The 16,149-nt window shown below is 64.4% G+C and carries 13 protein-coding genes; 8 read left to right on the forward strand and 5 right to left on the reverse strand.

The genetic code is table 11. The features are described from left to right. Nucleotides 1-38: 38 nt before the first annotated feature. The 3 genes from lpdA to sucD all read left to right on the forward strand — a co-directional run bounded on the left by lpdA (nucleotide 39) and on the right by sucD (nucleotide 3,696). Nucleotides 39-1,478, forward strand: coding sequence for a dihydrolipoyl dehydrogenase (gene lpdA, locus LY622_RS08985; RefSeq protein WP_234290587.1), 1,440 nt, complete (start codon nucleotides 39-41; stop codon nucleotides 1,476-1,478). A gap of 179 nt (nucleotides 1,479-1,657) precedes the next feature. Further along, entirely contained in the window at nucleotides 1,658-2,824 is a 1,167-nt protein-coding gene (gene sucC, locus LY622_RS08990) for an ADP-forming succinate--CoA ligase subunit beta (protein ID WP_234290588.1), read from the forward strand. Beyond that, nucleotides 2,824-3,696 carry a succinate--CoA ligase subunit alpha gene (sucD, locus tag LY622_RS08995; protein ID WP_234283138.1) on the forward strand — a complete coding sequence of 291 codons (873 nt, stop codon included), beginning with the start codon at nucleotides 2,824-2,826 and terminating at the stop codon, nucleotides 3,694-3,696. Before sucC ends, sucD begins: the two co-directional genes overlap by 1 nt. Nucleotides 3,697-3,800: 104 nt before the next feature. Here sucD and LY622_RS09000 read toward each other — a convergent pair whose 3' ends face one another. Continuing rightward, nucleotides 3,801-5,678 (reverse strand): alginate biosynthesis protein, encoded by a 1,878-nt coding sequence (locus tag LY622_RS09000; protein WP_234290589.1) that lies wholly within the window; start codon nucleotides 5,676-5,678, stop codon nucleotides 3,801-3,803. 411 nt (nucleotides 5,679-6,089) lie between these two features. On the opposite strand from LY622_RS09000, the gene LY622_RS09005 reads away from it, so the two are divergent. The 3 genes from LY622_RS09005 to LY622_RS09015 all read left to right on the forward strand — a co-directional run bounded on the left by LY622_RS09005 (nucleotide 6,090) and on the right by LY622_RS09015 (nucleotide 10,125). Beyond that, nucleotides 6,090-7,802: a type I secretion system permease/ATPase gene (locus tag LY622_RS09005; RefSeq protein ID WP_234290590.1), complete on the forward strand. Its 1,713-nt coding sequence runs from the start codon at nucleotides 6,090-6,092 to the stop codon at nucleotides 7,800-7,802. Further along, the gene (locus tag LY622_RS09010) at nucleotides 7,802-9,133 is read left to right on the forward strand and encodes an HlyD family type I secretion periplasmic adaptor subunit (protein WP_234290591.1); all 1,332 of its coding nucleotides are present in this window, start codon (nucleotides 7,802-7,804) and stop codon (nucleotides 9,131-9,133) included. Before LY622_RS09005 ends, LY622_RS09010 begins: the two co-directional genes overlap by 1 nt. Before the next feature lie 95 nt (nucleotides 9,134-9,228). Next, nucleotides 9,229-10,125: an urea carboxylase-associated family protein gene (locus LY622_RS09015; protein WP_234290592.1), complete on the forward strand. Its 897-nt coding sequence runs from the start codon at nucleotides 9,229-9,231 to the stop codon at nucleotides 10,123-10,125. Nucleotides 10,126-10,159: 34 nt separating this feature from the next. On the opposite strand, the gene siaD is transcribed toward LY622_RS09015, so the two are convergent. From siaD to siaA, 4 genes are read right to left on the reverse strand one after another with little or no spacing between them, the layout of a single operon-like run. Then, the gene (gene siaD, locus LY622_RS09020; RefSeq protein WP_234290593.1) at nucleotides 10,160-10,942 is read right to left on the reverse strand and encodes a biofilm regulation diguanylate cyclase SiaD; all 783 of its coding nucleotides are present in this window, start codon (nucleotides 10,940-10,942) and stop codon (nucleotides 10,160-10,162) included. Beyond that, entirely contained in the window at nucleotides 10,939-11,337 is a 399-nt protein-coding gene (siaC, locus tag LY622_RS09025; protein WP_305038572.1) for a biofilm regulation phosphoprotein SiaC, read from the reverse strand. The genes siaD and siaC overlap by 4 nt, the downstream gene beginning before the upstream one ends. A gap of 8 nt (nucleotides 11,338-11,345) precedes the next feature. After that, on the reverse strand, nucleotides 11,346-11,879 hold the full coding sequence (gene siaB / locus LY622_RS09030) for a biofilm regulation protein kinase SiaB (RefSeq protein WP_234290594.1): 534 nt from the start codon (nucleotides 11,877-11,879) through the stop codon (nucleotides 11,346-11,348). A 28-nt stretch (nucleotides 11,880-11,907) separates the two neighbouring features. Further along, complete coding sequence (siaA, locus tag LY622_RS09035) at nucleotides 11,908-13,947, reverse strand: biofilm regulation protein phosphatase SiaA (protein ID WP_234290595.1); 2,040 nt, start codon at nucleotides 13,945-13,947, stop codon at nucleotides 11,908-11,910. A gap of 327 nt (nucleotides 13,948-14,274) precedes the next feature. Between siaA and LY622_RS09040 the strand changes: the two genes are divergently transcribed. Together LY622_RS09040 and LY622_RS09045 are read left to right on the forward strand one after the other, a co-directional pair. Beyond that, nucleotides 14,275-14,691, forward strand: a complete 417-nt coding sequence (locus LY622_RS09040) for a ribbon-helix-helix domain-containing protein (protein WP_234290596.1) — start codon at nucleotides 14,275-14,277, stop codon at nucleotides 14,689-14,691. A gap of 23 nt (nucleotides 14,692-14,714) precedes the next feature. Beyond that, entirely contained in the window at nucleotides 14,715-16,070 is a 1,356-nt protein-coding gene (locus LY622_RS09045; protein WP_234290597.1) for an extracellular catalytic domain type 1 short-chain-length polyhydroxyalkanoate depolymerase, read from the forward strand. Nucleotides 16,071-16,149: the final 79 nt, after the last annotated feature.

Here is a 16,149-nt window from a genome sequence, read left to right on the forward strand (position 1 = left end):
TCAACGGACTCAAACGCGAACCGATCAAGGAAAACTACATGGCCGATAAATTTGATGTGATCGTCATCGGTGCGGGCCCCGGGGGCTACGTGGCCGCCATCCGCGCCGCCCAGCTGGGATTGAAGACCGCCTGCGTCGAGAAGTGGATCGGCAAGGAAGGCAAGGTCGTCTTCGGCGGTACCTGCCTGAACGTGGGCTGCATTCCCTCCAAGGCGCTGCTCGAAGCTTCCCACAAGTACGTCGAAGCCAAGCACGACTTCGCCGACATGGGCATCCAGGCCGGTGACGTCAGCATGGACGTCAAGAAGATGATGGCCCGCAAGGACACGATCGTGAAGAACCTCACCGGCGGTATCGCCGGGTTGTTCAAGGCCAACGGCGTGACCGGTATCGAGGGCACCGGCAAGGTGGTCGGCGCGAAGCAGGTCGAGGTCACCGGTCAGGATGGCAAGGCCACCACGTACGAGGCCGACAATATCGTCATCGCCGCCGGCTCGGTGCCGGTCGAGATACCCCCGACCCCGCTGACCGAAGGGCTGGTCGTCGACTCCACCGGCGCACTGGAGTTCCAGGAGGTGCCGAAGCGCCTGGGCGTGATCGGAGCCGGTGTCATCGGCCTGGAGCTGGGCAGCGTCTGGAGCCGCCTGGGCAGTGACGTGACGATGCTCGAGGCCATGGACAGCTTCCTGCCGATGGTGGATAGCGCCATTGCCAAGGAGACCCAGAAGCTGCTCAAGAAGCAGGGCCTGGACATCAAGCTGGGGGCGCGCGTTACCGGCTCCGAGGTCAAGGGCCAGGAAGTCGTCGTCAAGTACACCGACTCCGACGGCGAGCAGGAAATGACCTTCGACAAGCTGATCGTCTGTGTCGGTCGTCGCCCCTATACCCGGGGCGTGGTGGCGGACGGTGTCGGCGTTGGCCTGGACGAGCGTGGCTTCATCCACGTGGACGATCAGTGCCGTACCAGCGTGCCGGGCGTCTATGCCATCGGCGACTGCGTGCGTGGACAGATGCTGGCCCACAAGGCCTCCGAAGAGGGGATCATGGTTGCCGACATCATCGCCGGTCACAAGGCCGAGATGAACTACGACGCCATTCCCTGCGTCATCTACACCTTCCCTGAGGTGGCCTGGGTCGGCATGACCGAGCAGGATGCCAAGGCCAAGGGCATCGAGGTCAAGACCGGCTCCTTCCCGTTTGCCGCCAGCGGCCGTGCCATGGCCAATAACGCGACGGAAGGTCAGGCCAAGATCATCGCCGATGCCGAGACCGATCGCATCCTGGGCATGCATATCGTTGGCCAGCATGCGGGCGAGATGATCGCCCAGGGCGTGATCGCCCTGGAGTTCGGCTCCAGCGCCGAGGATCTGGCGCTGACCTGCTACGCTCACCCGACCATGTCGGAAGCCGTGCACGAAGCCGCGCTGGCGGTGGAAGGGCATGCCATCCACATGGCCAACCGCAAGAAGCGCAAGTAAGCCAGCTCGCGCGTAGCTCAACAACAACACGGATTAGGCAACAACAAGCGTCACCCACGCGGGTGGCGCGTCGTACCCGGCCATGTATCGGGTACGAACGGGGGTAGCCCGGGATAGATCGCATTCGGCGGTATCTCGCGGTTGCCGTTCGAGTCACATGCAACCAATGGCATGAATCGATGAACCTTCACGAATATCAAGGCAAGCAGCTGTTTGCCGACTATGGTCTTCCGGTATCCAAGGGCTTCGCAGTCGACACACCCGAGGAAGCGGCGGAAGCGTGCAAGAAGATCGGCGGCGAGATGTGGGTCGTCAAGGCCCAGGTCCACGCAGGCGGCCGCGGCAAGGCCGGCGGCGTCAAGCTGATCAAGAGCCCGGAGGAGGCCAAGGCCTTCGCCGAGCAGTGGCTGGGCAAGAACCTGGTGACCTTCCAGACCGACGAGAAGGGTCAGCCGGTCGCCAAGATCCTGGTCGAGAACTGCACGGATATCGCCAACGAGCTCTACCTGGGCGCCGTGGTCGACCGCACCACCCGTCGCGTGGTCTTCATGGCCTCTACCGAGGGTGGCGTCGAGATCGAGAAGGTCGCCGAGGAAACCCCCGAGAAGATCCTCAAGGCAGAGGTTGATCCGCTGGTCGGCGCTCAGCCCTACCAGGCGCGTGAGCTGGCCTTCGCCCTGGGCCTCAAGGGCGATCAGGTCAAGCAGTTCACCAAGATCTTCCTGGGCCTCTCCCGCCTGTTCCACGAGAAGGATCTGGCGCTGCTCGAGATCAACCCGCTGGTGATCACCAGCGAAGGCAACCTGCACTGCCTGGATGCCAAGCTCGGCCTGGACAGCAACGCGCTGTATCGTCATCCGGACCTGCAGGCCATGCGCGATCCGTCTCAGGAAGACGAGCGCGAAGCCGAAGCCGCCGCCTGGGACCTCAACTACGTTGCCCTGGAAGGCAACATCGGTTGCATGGTCAACGGCGCCGGCCTGGCCATGGGCACCATGGACATCATCAAGCTCAGCGGTGGCCAGCCGGCGAACTTCCTCGACGTGGGCGGCGGTGCGACCAAGGAGCGTGTGGCGGAAGCCTTCAAGCTCATCCTCTCCGACGATTCGGTGAAGGCCGTGCTGGTCAACATCTTCGGCGGCATCGTGCGTTGCGACATGATCGCCGAGGGCATCATCGGTGCCGTCGAACAGGTCGGCGTCAACGTGCCGGTGGTGGTGCGCCTTGAAGGGAACAACGCCGAGCTGGGTGCCGAGAAACTGGCCTCCAGCGGTCTGAACATCATCGCTGCTACCAGCCTGACTGACGCGGCACAGCAGGTCGTCAACGCGGCGGAGGGCAAGTAATGAGCATCCTGATCGACAAGAACACCAAGGTCATCTGCCAGGGCTTCACCGGTGGCCAGGGGACCTTCCATTCCGAGCAGGCCCTTGCCTACGGCACCAAGATGGTCGGTGGCGTGACCCCGGGCAAGGGCGGCCAGGAGCACCTGGGTCTGCCGGTGTTCAATACCGTCAAGGAAGCGGTCGAGAAGACCGGCGCCGAGGCCAGCGTGATCTACGTGCCGGCCCCGTTCTGCAAGGACTCGATCCTGGAAGCCGCCAATGCCGGCATCAAGCTGATCGTCTGCATCACCGAGGGCATCCCGACCCTGGACATGCTCGACGTCAAGGTGAAGTGCGACGAACTGGGCGTGCGGCTGATCGGCCCCAACTGCCCCGGCGTGATCACCCCGGGCGAGTGCAAGATCGGCATCATGCCGGGTCATATCCACCAGCCTGGCCGCGTCGGTATCGTCTCGCGCTCCGGCACCCTGACCTATGAAGCCGTCAAGCAGACCACCGATCACGGCTTCGGCCAGTCCACCTGCGTGGGCATCGGCGGCGACCCGATCCCGGGCTCCAACTTCATCGACATCCTCGAGCTGTTCGAGAAGGACCCGAAGACCGAAGCCATCGTCATGATCGGCGAGATCGGCGGCACCGCCGAGGAAGAGGCGGCGGCCTACATCAAGGCCAACGTCTCCAAGCCGGTGGTATCCTACATTGCCGGCGTCACCGCGCCTCCGGGCAAGCGCATGGGCCATGCCGGTGCCATCATCTCCGGTGGCAAGGGTACTGCGGACGAGAAGTTCGCCGCCCTGGAAGACGCCGGTGTACGCACCGTGCGTTCCCTGGCCGAGATCGGCGATGCGCTGAAGGATGTCACCGGCTGGTAAGCCGATGAGACCCTTCGGGCAGATGGAGAGGGCACCTTCGGGTGCCCTTTCTGCTGTCTCTGGTACCGAGCCGGGGGCCGGCTCTCACCAGCCCTGATGGGATCCTAGGCGAGCACGTCGTCGATCGCGGTGTCGCCGAGGCCCAGCAGCTGCATCTGGAGGTCGCTGCCTCCGGACGCGGCCGTCATGTTGTCGGGCAGCGATGCCTCGTCACCGTAGGCCTTGTAGGCGAAGCGCCAGGCCTCGCCGGGCTCCAGCGTCTGCGGCGCGTCGTCGGTGACGCGGTAATCTCCGTCGTCCCCAATGACCTCGCCGTTCCACAGGGTGTCGATGTCGGCGGCCAGGTCGAAGCGGACCTCGGGGTCGATGATGTCGCTATCCGAGGCGTTCTCGACGAAGATCTCGGCGACATGGCCGATCGACCAGCGGCTGGTGACATTGCCAGTGACGACGAGGTCCGTGTCGTCGTCGATCAGGCCCGGCAGCATGCCATCGCCATCGAGGATCTCTTCGGGAGAGGGCATCTCGAGCGGCTCGCCCTGGAAGGCGTTGCCCGAGGCGAGGTGCAGCGTGGTGCCATCGCCGAAGACCGCGTACTGCATATCGACCAGCGTGTCGACACTGCCCTTGCCCTCGATCACGACATGATCGGCGGCGAAGGTGATGTCGTAGTGGCCGTAGTCCTGCGTATAGCGGGCGGTGTCGGTTCCTCCGCCACCGTCGAGCCGATTGTCGCCGCCGTACCATTCACCACCGGGGGCGCCCTGGAGGATGTCGTTGCCATCGCCGCCGACCAGGGTGTCGTGGCCCAGGCCGCCGTAGAGGAAGACGCCATCGTCCGAGCCCTGGAGGTCGTCGTCGCGACGTGAGCCGATGACATAGTCGAAGACCACCTCATTAGCCTCGGCATCGGTGATGGCGCCGAAGCTTTCGCCACCCTCATTGATCCAGAGCGTCGGTGACAGATCGTCGGTATCCGGGTCGCGAATCGACCGCTCGACCCGCACGCTGTTGTCGTGATCGAGGCCACCGTGGAAGTTGATGTCGCGGTCGGTGGTGGCGACTTCGATATCGTTGCCCACCGACGAGCGCCAGGAGTCGAACAGCAGGCCATGGCGCATGCCGCTATCCTCGAGCCCGTTGAAGGAGCCGTCGTAGCTCTCCCGCAGCTCATAGGCATAGCCGTTGCCGCCACTGCCCTTGTTGAAGGCGCCATGCGTCTGCAGGTCGGCGGCCTCGATATCGAGCGACCGGGCGAAATGGAAGGCCTTGGAGGGGCCGTCGAGGACCTGGATATCGGCCAACTGGGCGCCGGCCGTACCGTCGAGGACGACGGCCTGGTAGCCCGTCAGCTCCTCGCGGGTGTTCTCGAAGGCACCGCTGTCGGACGTGCCCAGCTCGAAGTCGAGACTAAAGCCGGACAGGGTAACGCCGTCGGCCGTGTCGAGACGCTCGACCTGCGTCTTGCCGCCCTCGAAATCGAAGTGCAGGCCACGGTCGAGGGTGACCGCGTCGCCGTCCACGGCCTCCACCTTGGCCATGCTGGTACGCAGCTCGGCATACTGCACCTTGCGCCAGGAAGTATCGCCGATCTCGTCGAAAAGAGCGGCATCGTTATCCTGCCAGATGCGGATGCTGTCCCCCGGTTTCAGGTCGTGACTTCCGTCGAGGGTCAGCTTGTGGGCGCCCTCGGAATGGTCCCGTGACAGCTGCCCGATGTGCTCTCGTTCGCTACCGTCGACCCGGATGGCATGGTCGTCGTTGCGCGCGAGTGCCGTGTCACTGAAGGTGAGCGTGGTCTGGTCGGATCCCGCTCCGATCAACGAGATGTCGGAGCGTGTGATGACGATGGCGTCATCCAGAAGGTACCGCCCGGCCTCGAGTTCGAGGGTGGCGCCTGGAGGGGCGCTGTTGATCAATTCCTCGAGTTCCCTGGCGGGGGTGCCGGTGCCAATACGGATAAAATCGTTCTGCGCGCTCATGCAGTTTCTCCGGGAATCAATGGTCACGACAGCGGGGCATCGTTACCGAAGGCGATGCGATGTCCGAGTGCCGGTCAGGGCGAGAGGGGGATGCTAAAGGTCGAAAAGCGTGCCGTACAGCGGGTACCTGGATCGTTGTCGACGGTGGCAATGGGCCCTGTTACCGGGCCGAAACGTCGGGCGAGGGTGCTATTCATTCACACGGCTTTGATTTTCCTTTCGTTTTATAACGTAGCAAGGACGGGCCATGAAGGCTCAGGGAAAATGCTTGAACAAGACGATTACAAAAGGCCCATAAAAGTAATCATTAAGTATCAGCTTGGCTGGTACTCTGGCGCCCCGTGAGGCGGGCATGACGGGGTCTGGCTCGTTGTGATCGCGTCCTTCCGCCTACGACTCCAAGGGTGTGCCATGGCGTCAAGCAACGAACCATCCGATTTGCCGAATGCGCTCAAGGCGTGCTACTCCTCGCTGGTTTCGGTAGCCGGGTTCAGCTTGTTCATCAACCTGCTGATGCTGAGCCCGGCCCTCTACATGCTGCAGGTCTATGACCGGGTCATTCCCACGCGTAGCGGTGAGACCCTGCTCATGCTGACGCTGCTCGTACTGTTGCTGTTCGCGGTGCTGGGTGGGCTGGAGATGGTGCGCTCTCGCATCATGGTCCGTCTCGGCAATCGCCTCGATGCCCGACTGGGGCACTCTCTCTATCGCGCCATATTTCGACGCAATATTCTTACTGCGGGGCAGCAGACGGCCCGACCACTCGATGATCTCGCCACGCTGCGCCAGTTTCTCTCCGGCAGCGGGCCTTTCGCCTTCTTCGATGCCGCCTGGGTGCCGGTCTACCTGGCCGTGATGTTCCTGTTTCATGTCTGGTTAGGGGTCTTTGCCTGCGTCGCCGGTGTCGTGCTGCTGGGTCTGGCTATCGCCAATGAGAAGGCCACTGGAAGGCTGCTGGCCGAGGCCGAGAATGAGCAGGTCAAGGCGCGTGAACTGGCCGACAGCAACCTACGCAATGCCGAGGTGCTGCATGCCATGGGCATGTTGCCGGGGATCATGCAGCGCTGGTCGGCCAGGCATCACGGCTATCTGCTCAAGCAGTCCCGGGCGAGCGATCGTGCCGGGGTGCTCGCCAACCTGACCAGAACCCTGCGGCTGCTCAGCCAGTCGCTGATCCTGGGGCTGGGGGCGCTGCTGGTGCTGGAAGGCCGCATGACGCCGGGCATGATGATCGCTGGTTCGATCCTCTTGGGGCGAGCCCTGGCGCCGATCGACCAGATGATCGGCAGTTGGAAGGGCTTCGTCGGGGCGCGCGATGCCTACCGGCGCCTCGATCGCCTGTTCACCGACGTCCCGGCCGAGCCACGGCGGATGTCGCTGCCGGCGCCTCGCGGCACCATCGACATCGAGGGATTGTCGGCCGGGCCACCAGGGGCCTCGCTGCCGGTGCTGCGGGGGATCGACCTCAGGGTCGAGAGGGGCGAGCAGGTGGGCATCATCGGGCCCAGTGCCTCGGGAAAGTCGACCCTGGCTCGCGTGCTGCTGGGCGTCTGGCCGGCCCAGGTGGGAACGGTGCGACTCGATGGTGCCGACATCGCGCGCTGGGACCGTGCCGAACTGGGACCCTTCCTGGGCTATCTTCCCCAGGACATCGAGCTGTTAGACGGCACCATCAGTGACAACATCGCCCGCTTCGGCAGCGTCGACGCCGATCGGGTGGTCGAGGCGGCCAGGCGGGCCGGAGTCCATGACATGATCCTGCGGCTGCCCGAGGGCTATGACACCCGGCTCGCCGCCGGCGGCCCGGGACTCTCCGGCGGGCAGCGCCAGCGCATCGGCCTGGCGCGGGCCCTTTACGGCGATCCCGTAGTCGTAGTGCTCGACGAGCCCAACTCCAACCTGGATGATGGCGGCGAGCGAGCCCTGGGCGAGACGCTGGCCCGGCTGCGGGAGGAGGGGGTGACCCTGCTGGTCATCAGCCACCGAACCGGCGTGCTCAGGCAGGTCGACAAGTTGCTGGTGCTCAAGGAGGGCCGAATCAGCCTGTTCGGGGCGCGAGACCGCGTGCTGGCCCGGCTGGCGCAGCCGGCTGCCGGGCATGCACACCCGGAGGTGCAGGCCTGATGGTCGGTCGACTGCAATATACAGACGGCGAGGTCGCGACGCGTCCGCCGGTGGATGACCGGGGATACCGTTGGCTCGGGATCGCCCTGGTGCTGCTCTGTTTCGGCGGTTTCGGTGGCTGGGCATTGGCGGCCAGCCTGGCGGTGGCGGTGGTGACCCCGGGCAAGGTGTCGGTGGTCTCCTTCAAGAAGACGATCCAGCACTACGAGGGCGGCATCGTCAGTGATATCCGTGTCGAGGATGGCGACCATGTCGATACCGGTGATGTCCTGCTGGTGCTCGACGATACCCAGGCGCTCTCCCGACTGAATATCGCCCAGTCACAGTACCTGGTTGCACGCGCCAGCGAGGCCAGACTGCTGACCGAGTTGTCTGGTCGCGAGCGAGTGGCATTTCCCGACGAGCTGCGCGACAGCGACTCCCCCCGTGTCGCCGATTTCCTCGCCGTCCAGCGGGGACTGTTCATCGCACGGCGCCAGGCATTGCAAGGCACGCTCGATGCCCTCGATCAGCAGGCGCGACAGCTGGGTGAACAGCACGATGGGCTGGAAGCCCTGGTGGAGATCAGCCGTCAACGGCTCGCGTCGTTGAACAAGGAGGTCGAGGATCACCGCTCCCTGTACGAACAAAGGCAGGGTGACAACCAGCGGGTACGCGAGTTGGAGCGGGAGGTGCTGGAGACCCGCGGGGAGATCGCCGAACAGCGGTCCAGGATGGCGCAGATCCAGGCGCAGATCAGCGAGAGCGAGCTGCAGAAGCAGACGCGGGTCCAGGAGTTCCATCAGGAGATCGGCGAACAGCTGCGCCAGGCCCAGGCCGGCATCGCCGATGCCGAGGAACGCATCACGGCCCTCGGCGACCAGGTCCGACGCACCACGGTGACGGCGCCGGTGGCGGGCACTGTGGTTGGGCTGGGGGTCCGGACACGGGGTGCGGTGATCGGCCCGGGAGACACGGTGATGGAGATCGTTCCCAGCAGCGAGGGCTTCATGGTCGAGGCCCGCATCGCGGACCATGAAATCAACAGCGTTTATCCGGGCCAGCCGGCGGAGATCCGCTTCACGGCCTTCGACCAGCAACGCACCGATACCGTCGAGGGCGAGCTGGTCCACGTCTCGGCCGACAGCTTCGAGGACGAGACGAACGGCACGCGCTACTACCAGGCACGTATTCGGGTCGACGAGGCTAACGGCGCGGGGGTGCCGGCGGGCCAGCGGCTGATCGCCGGCATGCCGGCCGAGGTCATGATCCGTACCGGGGAGCGCACCTTCGCCAGCTATCTCGTCAAGCCGATCACCGACATGCTGGCGCGCGCGATGCAGGGGGAGTGAGGCCGGGCGTTGACCGAGCGAGCCCGCAGTACCGGCGGGATCCGCTATGCTCTGTCACAGCTGACTGCCCGATACCGGATCACTGAGGAGGCCCCATGGCCAAGGTACCTGCCGCCTATCAGGCGACCCGCGGCTCGATTCTCGACGTCGATCGTGACTTCTATGCCCGGCTGACCAACCCCGCTGGCCGCGAGCGGGTCGAGGCGTTGACCGTGCCGATTCGCGATGGCCTGGCGTGGAAGGTGCCAGCGGGGCACGTGCTGCGGCTCTCGACCCTGGAGGGGCCCCAGGTCGGCGACTTCAACCTCTGGAGCCTGCACAATCCCCGCGAGCGCTTCTGGGCTTCGCGTACCCGACAGTTGCAGCGCGCCCATGTCTCGACCTTCGACCGGCTCTGGTCGACGCTGCCCTACCTGCGGCCCATGGCGACCATCATCGACGACACCCTGGCCGGCTACGGCGTCGATGGCAGCGGCGTGGACGAGGAGGGCGGGCGTATCCACGATCTGCTGGGCACCCGCTGCGACCCCTACGTCAACCGCCTGCTCACCGGCGAGGACTTCGATCATCACTGCCACTCCAACCTGGTCCGCGCCGTGGCCCCCTTCGGCCTGACCGAGTTCGACGTCCACGACGTGCTCAACGTCTTCCAGTGCACCGGGCTCAATGACGACGACCAGTACTTCATGAAGGCGTGCCCGGCAAAGGAGGGCGACTACCTCGAGCTGTTCGCCGAGATCGACCTGCTCTGTGCCCTGTCGTGCTGCCCGGGAGGCGACCTCTCAGTGGACCTGTGGGGCCCGAATGCCCGCGATCCACTGGAGACCTGTCATCCTATCGGCGTGGAGGTGTTTCGCCTGGACGCATCGCTGCTCCAGGGCTGGCAGCCGCCGGAGCCTTCCCCCTATGCCGGGGGCCATGGTCTGCGCGGGCCAGCCATCGATTGGGCGGCGGAGAAGCGTGAGCTGGCGGCTCAGCATGCACGCCGCTGACGGCCCGGGGACATCGGGACGGGGCATCTGGCTCCTAGGAGGAGTCACTGAGGCTCCGGTCGCGGCCCGCTCGCTTGGCCTTGAGCAGTGCCTGGTCGGCCCGCTTCAGGGTGGTTTGATAAGGATCGCCGGGCCGGTGCTGGCACAATCCGGCGCTCACCGTGATCGAGATCGTCTGGTCGCCGGTGCGCAGCGTTACCGCAGCGAGGCGTGAGCGCAGGCGCTCCACGATGCTGCGGGCTTCGGTGCGATCGGTGTCGGCCAGCAGGAGCAGGAACTCCTCTCCCCCCCATCGGGCGCACAGGTCGTAGTCGCGCAGGGTGGCGCTCAGCGTCTGGGTGATGGCCACCAGAAGCCGGTCGCCGACATCATGGCCGTGGTGGTCGTTGATGCGCTTGAAGTGATCGATATCCAGCAGCGTCAGGGTGAAACGGCGACGCTCCCTGACAAACGCCTCCAGGCGCTCGAGGATCAAGCGGCGGTTGGGGAGGCTCGTCAGTGGGTCGTGGGTCGAGGCTTGGTGCAAGGCTTGATTGCGCTCATGCATGAGCGCCTGATAGCCATCGGAGATACGCGATAGCTTGAGTTGACGGCGCAGGGTGCGCTGGTAGCGTTGCTCGGTGACCTGGCGGGCCTCCATGGCCAGCGACTGATAGCGGTCGGAGATATCGATCAGGCGCTGTACCTGCACTTGTTGATCGCAATGGTGCAGGTAGAGGCGCTGCAGGGCGTCATGGAGCGGGTGACCGACATGCTCGGGGGCGTCGAGCAGGGCGGCAACCTGTGCCAGAAACGCGTCGTCCTCTTTGTCCTTCATGGCTCGCCCCTGACAGGAGTGATGGCGAAGGGGTAGCTGCAATCCTCGCGAAACTCATCGGCCAGCTCGGCGATGCGTTCATTGCGAGCATCGTAGTGCCAGGTGACCGATACTGCGCGGCCCGTTTCGTAAGCCTCTTCCAGCAGGTCGAAGATATCCATCATCGCTTTCACCGAGCTGGTGTTCAGATAGACCAGTGCGAGCTCCAGGTGAAGGGGGCGCTGCTCGTCGGTGAGGAAGTGGCGAACCCAGAGAATCACCTGGTCGAAGAGTTCGTAGGAGTTCTCCGGATAGGAATCGCCCTGCATGGTCAGGCGTCCGCCTTGCCAGTCGCTGTGAATGGCCGGCGTGGACTGGCTGCCGGGAATGTCGAGATCGGAAATCATGGTTGTCATGGCAAGGGTCAGATCGTGGCTGTCAGGCTGAAAAAGCTGCGTTGATTCGGCAGCGGCTGTAACTCGGCTTGCAGGGGACGGCTGGATTTCCGCGCCATGTCGAGCAGGCCAAGGCCCGCCCCCCTATGGCCTTCGGCATCCCTCGGGCGGCGCAGCTGCTGCTTATAGGCCTGCTTGAGTGCTTGCTTGTCCAGTAGGGCGAGCGCCTCGACAGTGGCAACCAGGCGCTCACCGTCGGCCCGCTCGACCAGATTGCCGGCGCTTACCTGGTAGTGCCCTTGGCCGCTGTGTGCCACTGCCACCGTGGCCGCGGCCAGTTCCTCGTCGTAGCCCTGGCTGCGGGCATAGTGACGGATGTTCTGGGTCATCTCGATGTAGACGGCGAAGACGTCCATGGCCGCAGAGGGGGCGGCTTGCTGGGTGTCCAGATAGTTGCGCAGTGCCTTGCCGATCTCTTCGATCAGGCTACGTGATATGGGGCCATTGAAGCAAAGCATGATGCGATCATGCTGATAGCTCTCCCTCATACTCAGTAAATCCATGGCAATTCCTTGGCTTGCAATAACTCCCCTAGCCGGGGCTGGGGGGGCGTGGAGAAACAGGTGCGGAGGCTTCCGGTGCCGTGCAGAAAATCAGCAAGGTGATATCGTCTCGTTGACCGTGAGGGCCTCGATAGTCGTCCAGTGCCTGCTCGAAAGCCGCCAACTGTTCATCGAGAGGCGCCGCTGCCTGGGAGAGCAGGAGCTCCTCGAAGCGGCCGTTACCGAAGCCGAAGCCGTGGTGGCCTCCGGCTTGATCGAGAAAGCCATCGCTGCACAGATAATAGCGCCATCCCGGATTCAGCGGTACGTACTGGTTACAGTAGCTGGCCGGGCGACGATGCCCCAGGGCACGTTTGTGGCCCTTGATGCGCTCGAGCTGCTGGCCGTCGCTGGCATAGAGATCGAGCTTGGCCCCGGCATAGGTCAAGCGGTGCCGGGTCGGGTCGACCCAGGCCAGGCCGATATCCATGTTGGTAGCGATGGAGGAGGGCAATTGCGCTTCAGGCAGCAGCAGGCGTGACTGGCGATCGATCTCGTTGAGCAGGGCGGCCGGGTCGTCGGCCCCTTCCTGGGCGATGGCGTGGTCGATGATGGCGCGTGCCAGCATGGTCATCATGGCGCCGGGCACGCCGTGGCCGGCGCAGTCCACGATACCGATCAGGTAGCCCTGAGGCGTGGCGCGGAAGACGTAGAAATCGCCGCCCACGGTATCGCGCGGCTTCCACAGTACGGCGTGATAAGAGGAAAGATGTTCACTGAGCTGAGCGTCGGGCAGGATGGCACGCTGGATGATGCTGGCGTACTGGATGGAGTCGCCAAGCTTCTTGTGGGCGTCCGCCATGGCCGCATGTGCGGTTTCCAGCTCTTGCGTGCGTTCGCGTACCTGGGATTCGAGGTTGCGCGTGTGATCCTCCACCTGATGCGCCATGTGCGAAAAGGCCTGGGAGAGCTCGCCGATCTCGTCGCGGCGTTCGGTGGGGAGTCGCGAGCGATAGTCGCCGTTGGCGATGGCGCGAGCCGACAGCGTCAGGCGGTGTAGCGGCGTCAGGATCAGGCGGTGAGTGGCATAGGCGAAGGCTGCCGTCAGGATGGCCAGTATCAGCAGCAGCGCGCCAACCAGGGGCCAGAACCAGCGTCCTTCGAGAATGCTGGCGGCCTGCATGTCCAATGAGGTGACCAGCAGCCACTGCAGCTCCGGGATGTAGCCCACCGAGAGCAGTCTCGGCTCGCCGCCGATATCGACGTGCAGGGTCCGGATATCGCCGGGTCGGCGCATCGCCCCCTGCATCGCGCGCCTGAGGTCGTCGCGCTGGTCGGCGTCGTCGATCAAGGACTGGATATGCTGTTCATTGTCGATGTCGAAGGGGTTGCCGCCCGCACCGAGCGCCACGCGGGCCTCGTCGGGGTGGGCTCGTATCGTGCCTCGGGGGTCGACGATCATCGGCGTCACCCCGGGAGCGCTGGCGCGGATGAAGTGTGCCAGGAAGTCGTCCAGGTCGAGGGCGCCGCCGGCCAGGCCGAGCAGTTCGCCGTTGTCGCGCACCTTGACGTTGACCCACAGCATGCTGCGCTGCAGGACATGGTCGACGCTGATATCGATATCGAAGGTGGATGTGCTGGCCATGGTGGCGAAGTACCAGGCATCCTCGGCTTCATTCCTGGAGAGGCGGTAGCGGGGAACCGGCTCGGCGTCGCGTCGGTCGGCGAAGTAGTAGTCGTGGGTGGCGTGATCGATGATGAAGTAGGCGTTGCTGCCGAACTGTTGGCGGAAGCCTTCGGCTTCGGCCAGGAAGCGTGCGCGGCGCTCGGGATCATCCGGTTGACGTAGCCACTCGCGGGTGACCACCGAGTTGGCGAAACGCCGTGACAGGGCCAGTTCGCGGGATACGGGGGCAGAGATGCGCTGCATCTGCAGCAGGGTGTACTGTTCGGCATAGGCCGTGGCGAAGTGGCGGCGTACCTCATCGACGGCCTTCCAACCGATGAACAGGGCTGGAATCAATGCCAGCAGGCACGCCAGCAGCAAGGTTGCGACCGACTTGCCACGCAGTCCGAGGTGTACCGCCATCGCGTTGGCTTCCCTGTCCGGGTGGGCTCAGCCACCATTGTCATGCTTTTTCATTGCCTTACCTTAAACCCTGAGTACACGCGGTTCCTCATTTTTCCATGCCCGCTGCGACGAGACTACCGGCAAGGGGGGGCCGCGGAGCCTCGTCGTACGAACGGATCCGGCGTTATCGACGGGTCGATGGCTCGCTATCAGGCGAGTCGTCTTTTCCGTGCATGTTGACTATTCATCCAGATGGAATCCATATACCATCCGTATAGATGGTATATGGATTCCATCTGGATGATGGGGCAGAGTGCTCCACCCTTGGTTAACGAGGTAAAGCATATGAGCGTGCATGAACTGCGGCGCAAGTCCGGCGACTCCAGCGAGAAGATCACCATTAACCTGGGGGTGGTCGACCTGGGGCAGATCGACCTGCTGGTCCAGGAAGGGTTCTATTCCAATCGCACCGATCTGATCCGCACGGCCATCCGTAACCAGCTGTCGAACCATGCCGAGGTGGTCAGGGAGACCGTGACTCGCAAGTCCTTCGTGCTGGGGCTCGAGCATTACAGCCGCGCGGATCTGGAAGCGCTGCAGTTGGCGGGAGAGACACTGCAGATTCAGGTCCTGGGCATGGCCAGCATTGCCGACGACGTATCGCCGGAGCTGGCCCGCGCCACCATCGAATCAGTGGTCGTCCTGGGCGCCCTGCATGCCAGCAAGGCGGTCAAGGCGGCCCTGGCGGATCGAATCCACTGAATCACCGAATAGGGACATTGACGATGATCGACGCGCGACGAATGGAAGAAGCGACGCGGCTCACCCGCGCCGGGAAGCTGCATGAGGCCATGGCCATACTCCAGGGCGCGATGCCCGGTGGGAAGAGCGGAACGGGGGGCGAGGAAGCCCGGGATACCTCCAAGCCGGCGGGTAACACCTTCGAGGGGAACACCTTTGAGGGGAGCTGGCAGGTCATTGACGAGGAGGTGTCGGCGTCAAGGCCAGCGTCTGCCGAGTCGGGTTCGTGCCGGACAGGTGCATCGTCAGCGGGAGGCGCGCCATCCTCGGCGTTTGGCCATACCCGACAGGCGGCCTCAGGGACGATACCGGGCGGTGATATCGGGCTGCCTTCTGCCTGGCGCGACAAGTGGCGCCAGTTGCGTGATTCCATGGCCCAGCCCGAGCAGGCTCGGGGCACCAACGAGACAGCACTGCCCGGCGCGTTCACCGCGGGTTGCTTTACCAACCAGGCCGGTTCGCGCGATTACAAGCTGTATCTACCCAGCGGCTATTACGGTCAGGCACTACCGCTGGTGGTGATGCTGCATGGCTGCACGCAGAACCCCGATGACTTCGCCGCCGGGACCAACATGAACCGGCTGGCCGAAGAGCAACGATTTTGCGTGCTCTATCCGGCCCAGCCGGTGACCGCCAACAGTAACAAGTGCTGGAACTGGTTCAAGGCCGAAGACCAGCAGCGCGAGGGGGGTGAGCCGGCGATCCTTGCCGGCATGACCCGCCACGTTATCGACACGTACGGGCTCGATGCGAGCCGGGTCTATGTCGCAGGGTTGTCGGCCGGCGGCGCCATGGCAACGACACTGGCGATGACCTATCCGGATCTCTATGCGGCGGTGGGCGTGCACTCCGGGCTCCCTCATGGCGTGGCCCAGAGCCTCCCCGATGCGTTGGGGGCGATGCAGGGTGGCACAGGCCCCATGGCCAACGCCTCATCGGCACGCGTGTCTGCATCGGTGTCACGGGTGCCCGCCATCGTCTTCCACGGTGATCGCGACACCACGGTGCATCCCAGCAATGCGGATCGCGTTGCCGCTCAGTACGTCGCCTCGTGTGCGGCTGGCGGGTCGGCAAGCGGCCGTGAGGGCAGTGCCGGGAAGACGGTGGAGCGGGGGCAGGTCCCCCATGGCTACGCCTATACGCAAACCAGCCACCAGGATGCGGATGGGCGGTCGTGTCTCGAGCAGTGGGTGATCCACGGTGCCGGCCATGCCTGGTCGGGCGGCGACGCACGCGGTACCTACACGGACCCCAAGGGTCCCGATGCGGCCAAGGAGATGCTGCGTTTCTTCCTTTCCCATGCAAGGTCCGCGGATCGGTCAGGTCGCAGCACGCTCTGAAGGGCAGCCTCTTGTGACGTCGTCTGCAAGGAAAACGCCTCGACACTGGTCGAGGCGTTTTGGTGTTGCAGCAGGAGCT

Source organism: Halomonas alkalisoli (assembly GCF_021412585.1).
GTDB classification, from domain to species: Bacteria; Pseudomonadota; Gammaproteobacteria; order Pseudomonadales; family Halomonadaceae; genus Halomonas; species Halomonas alkalisoli.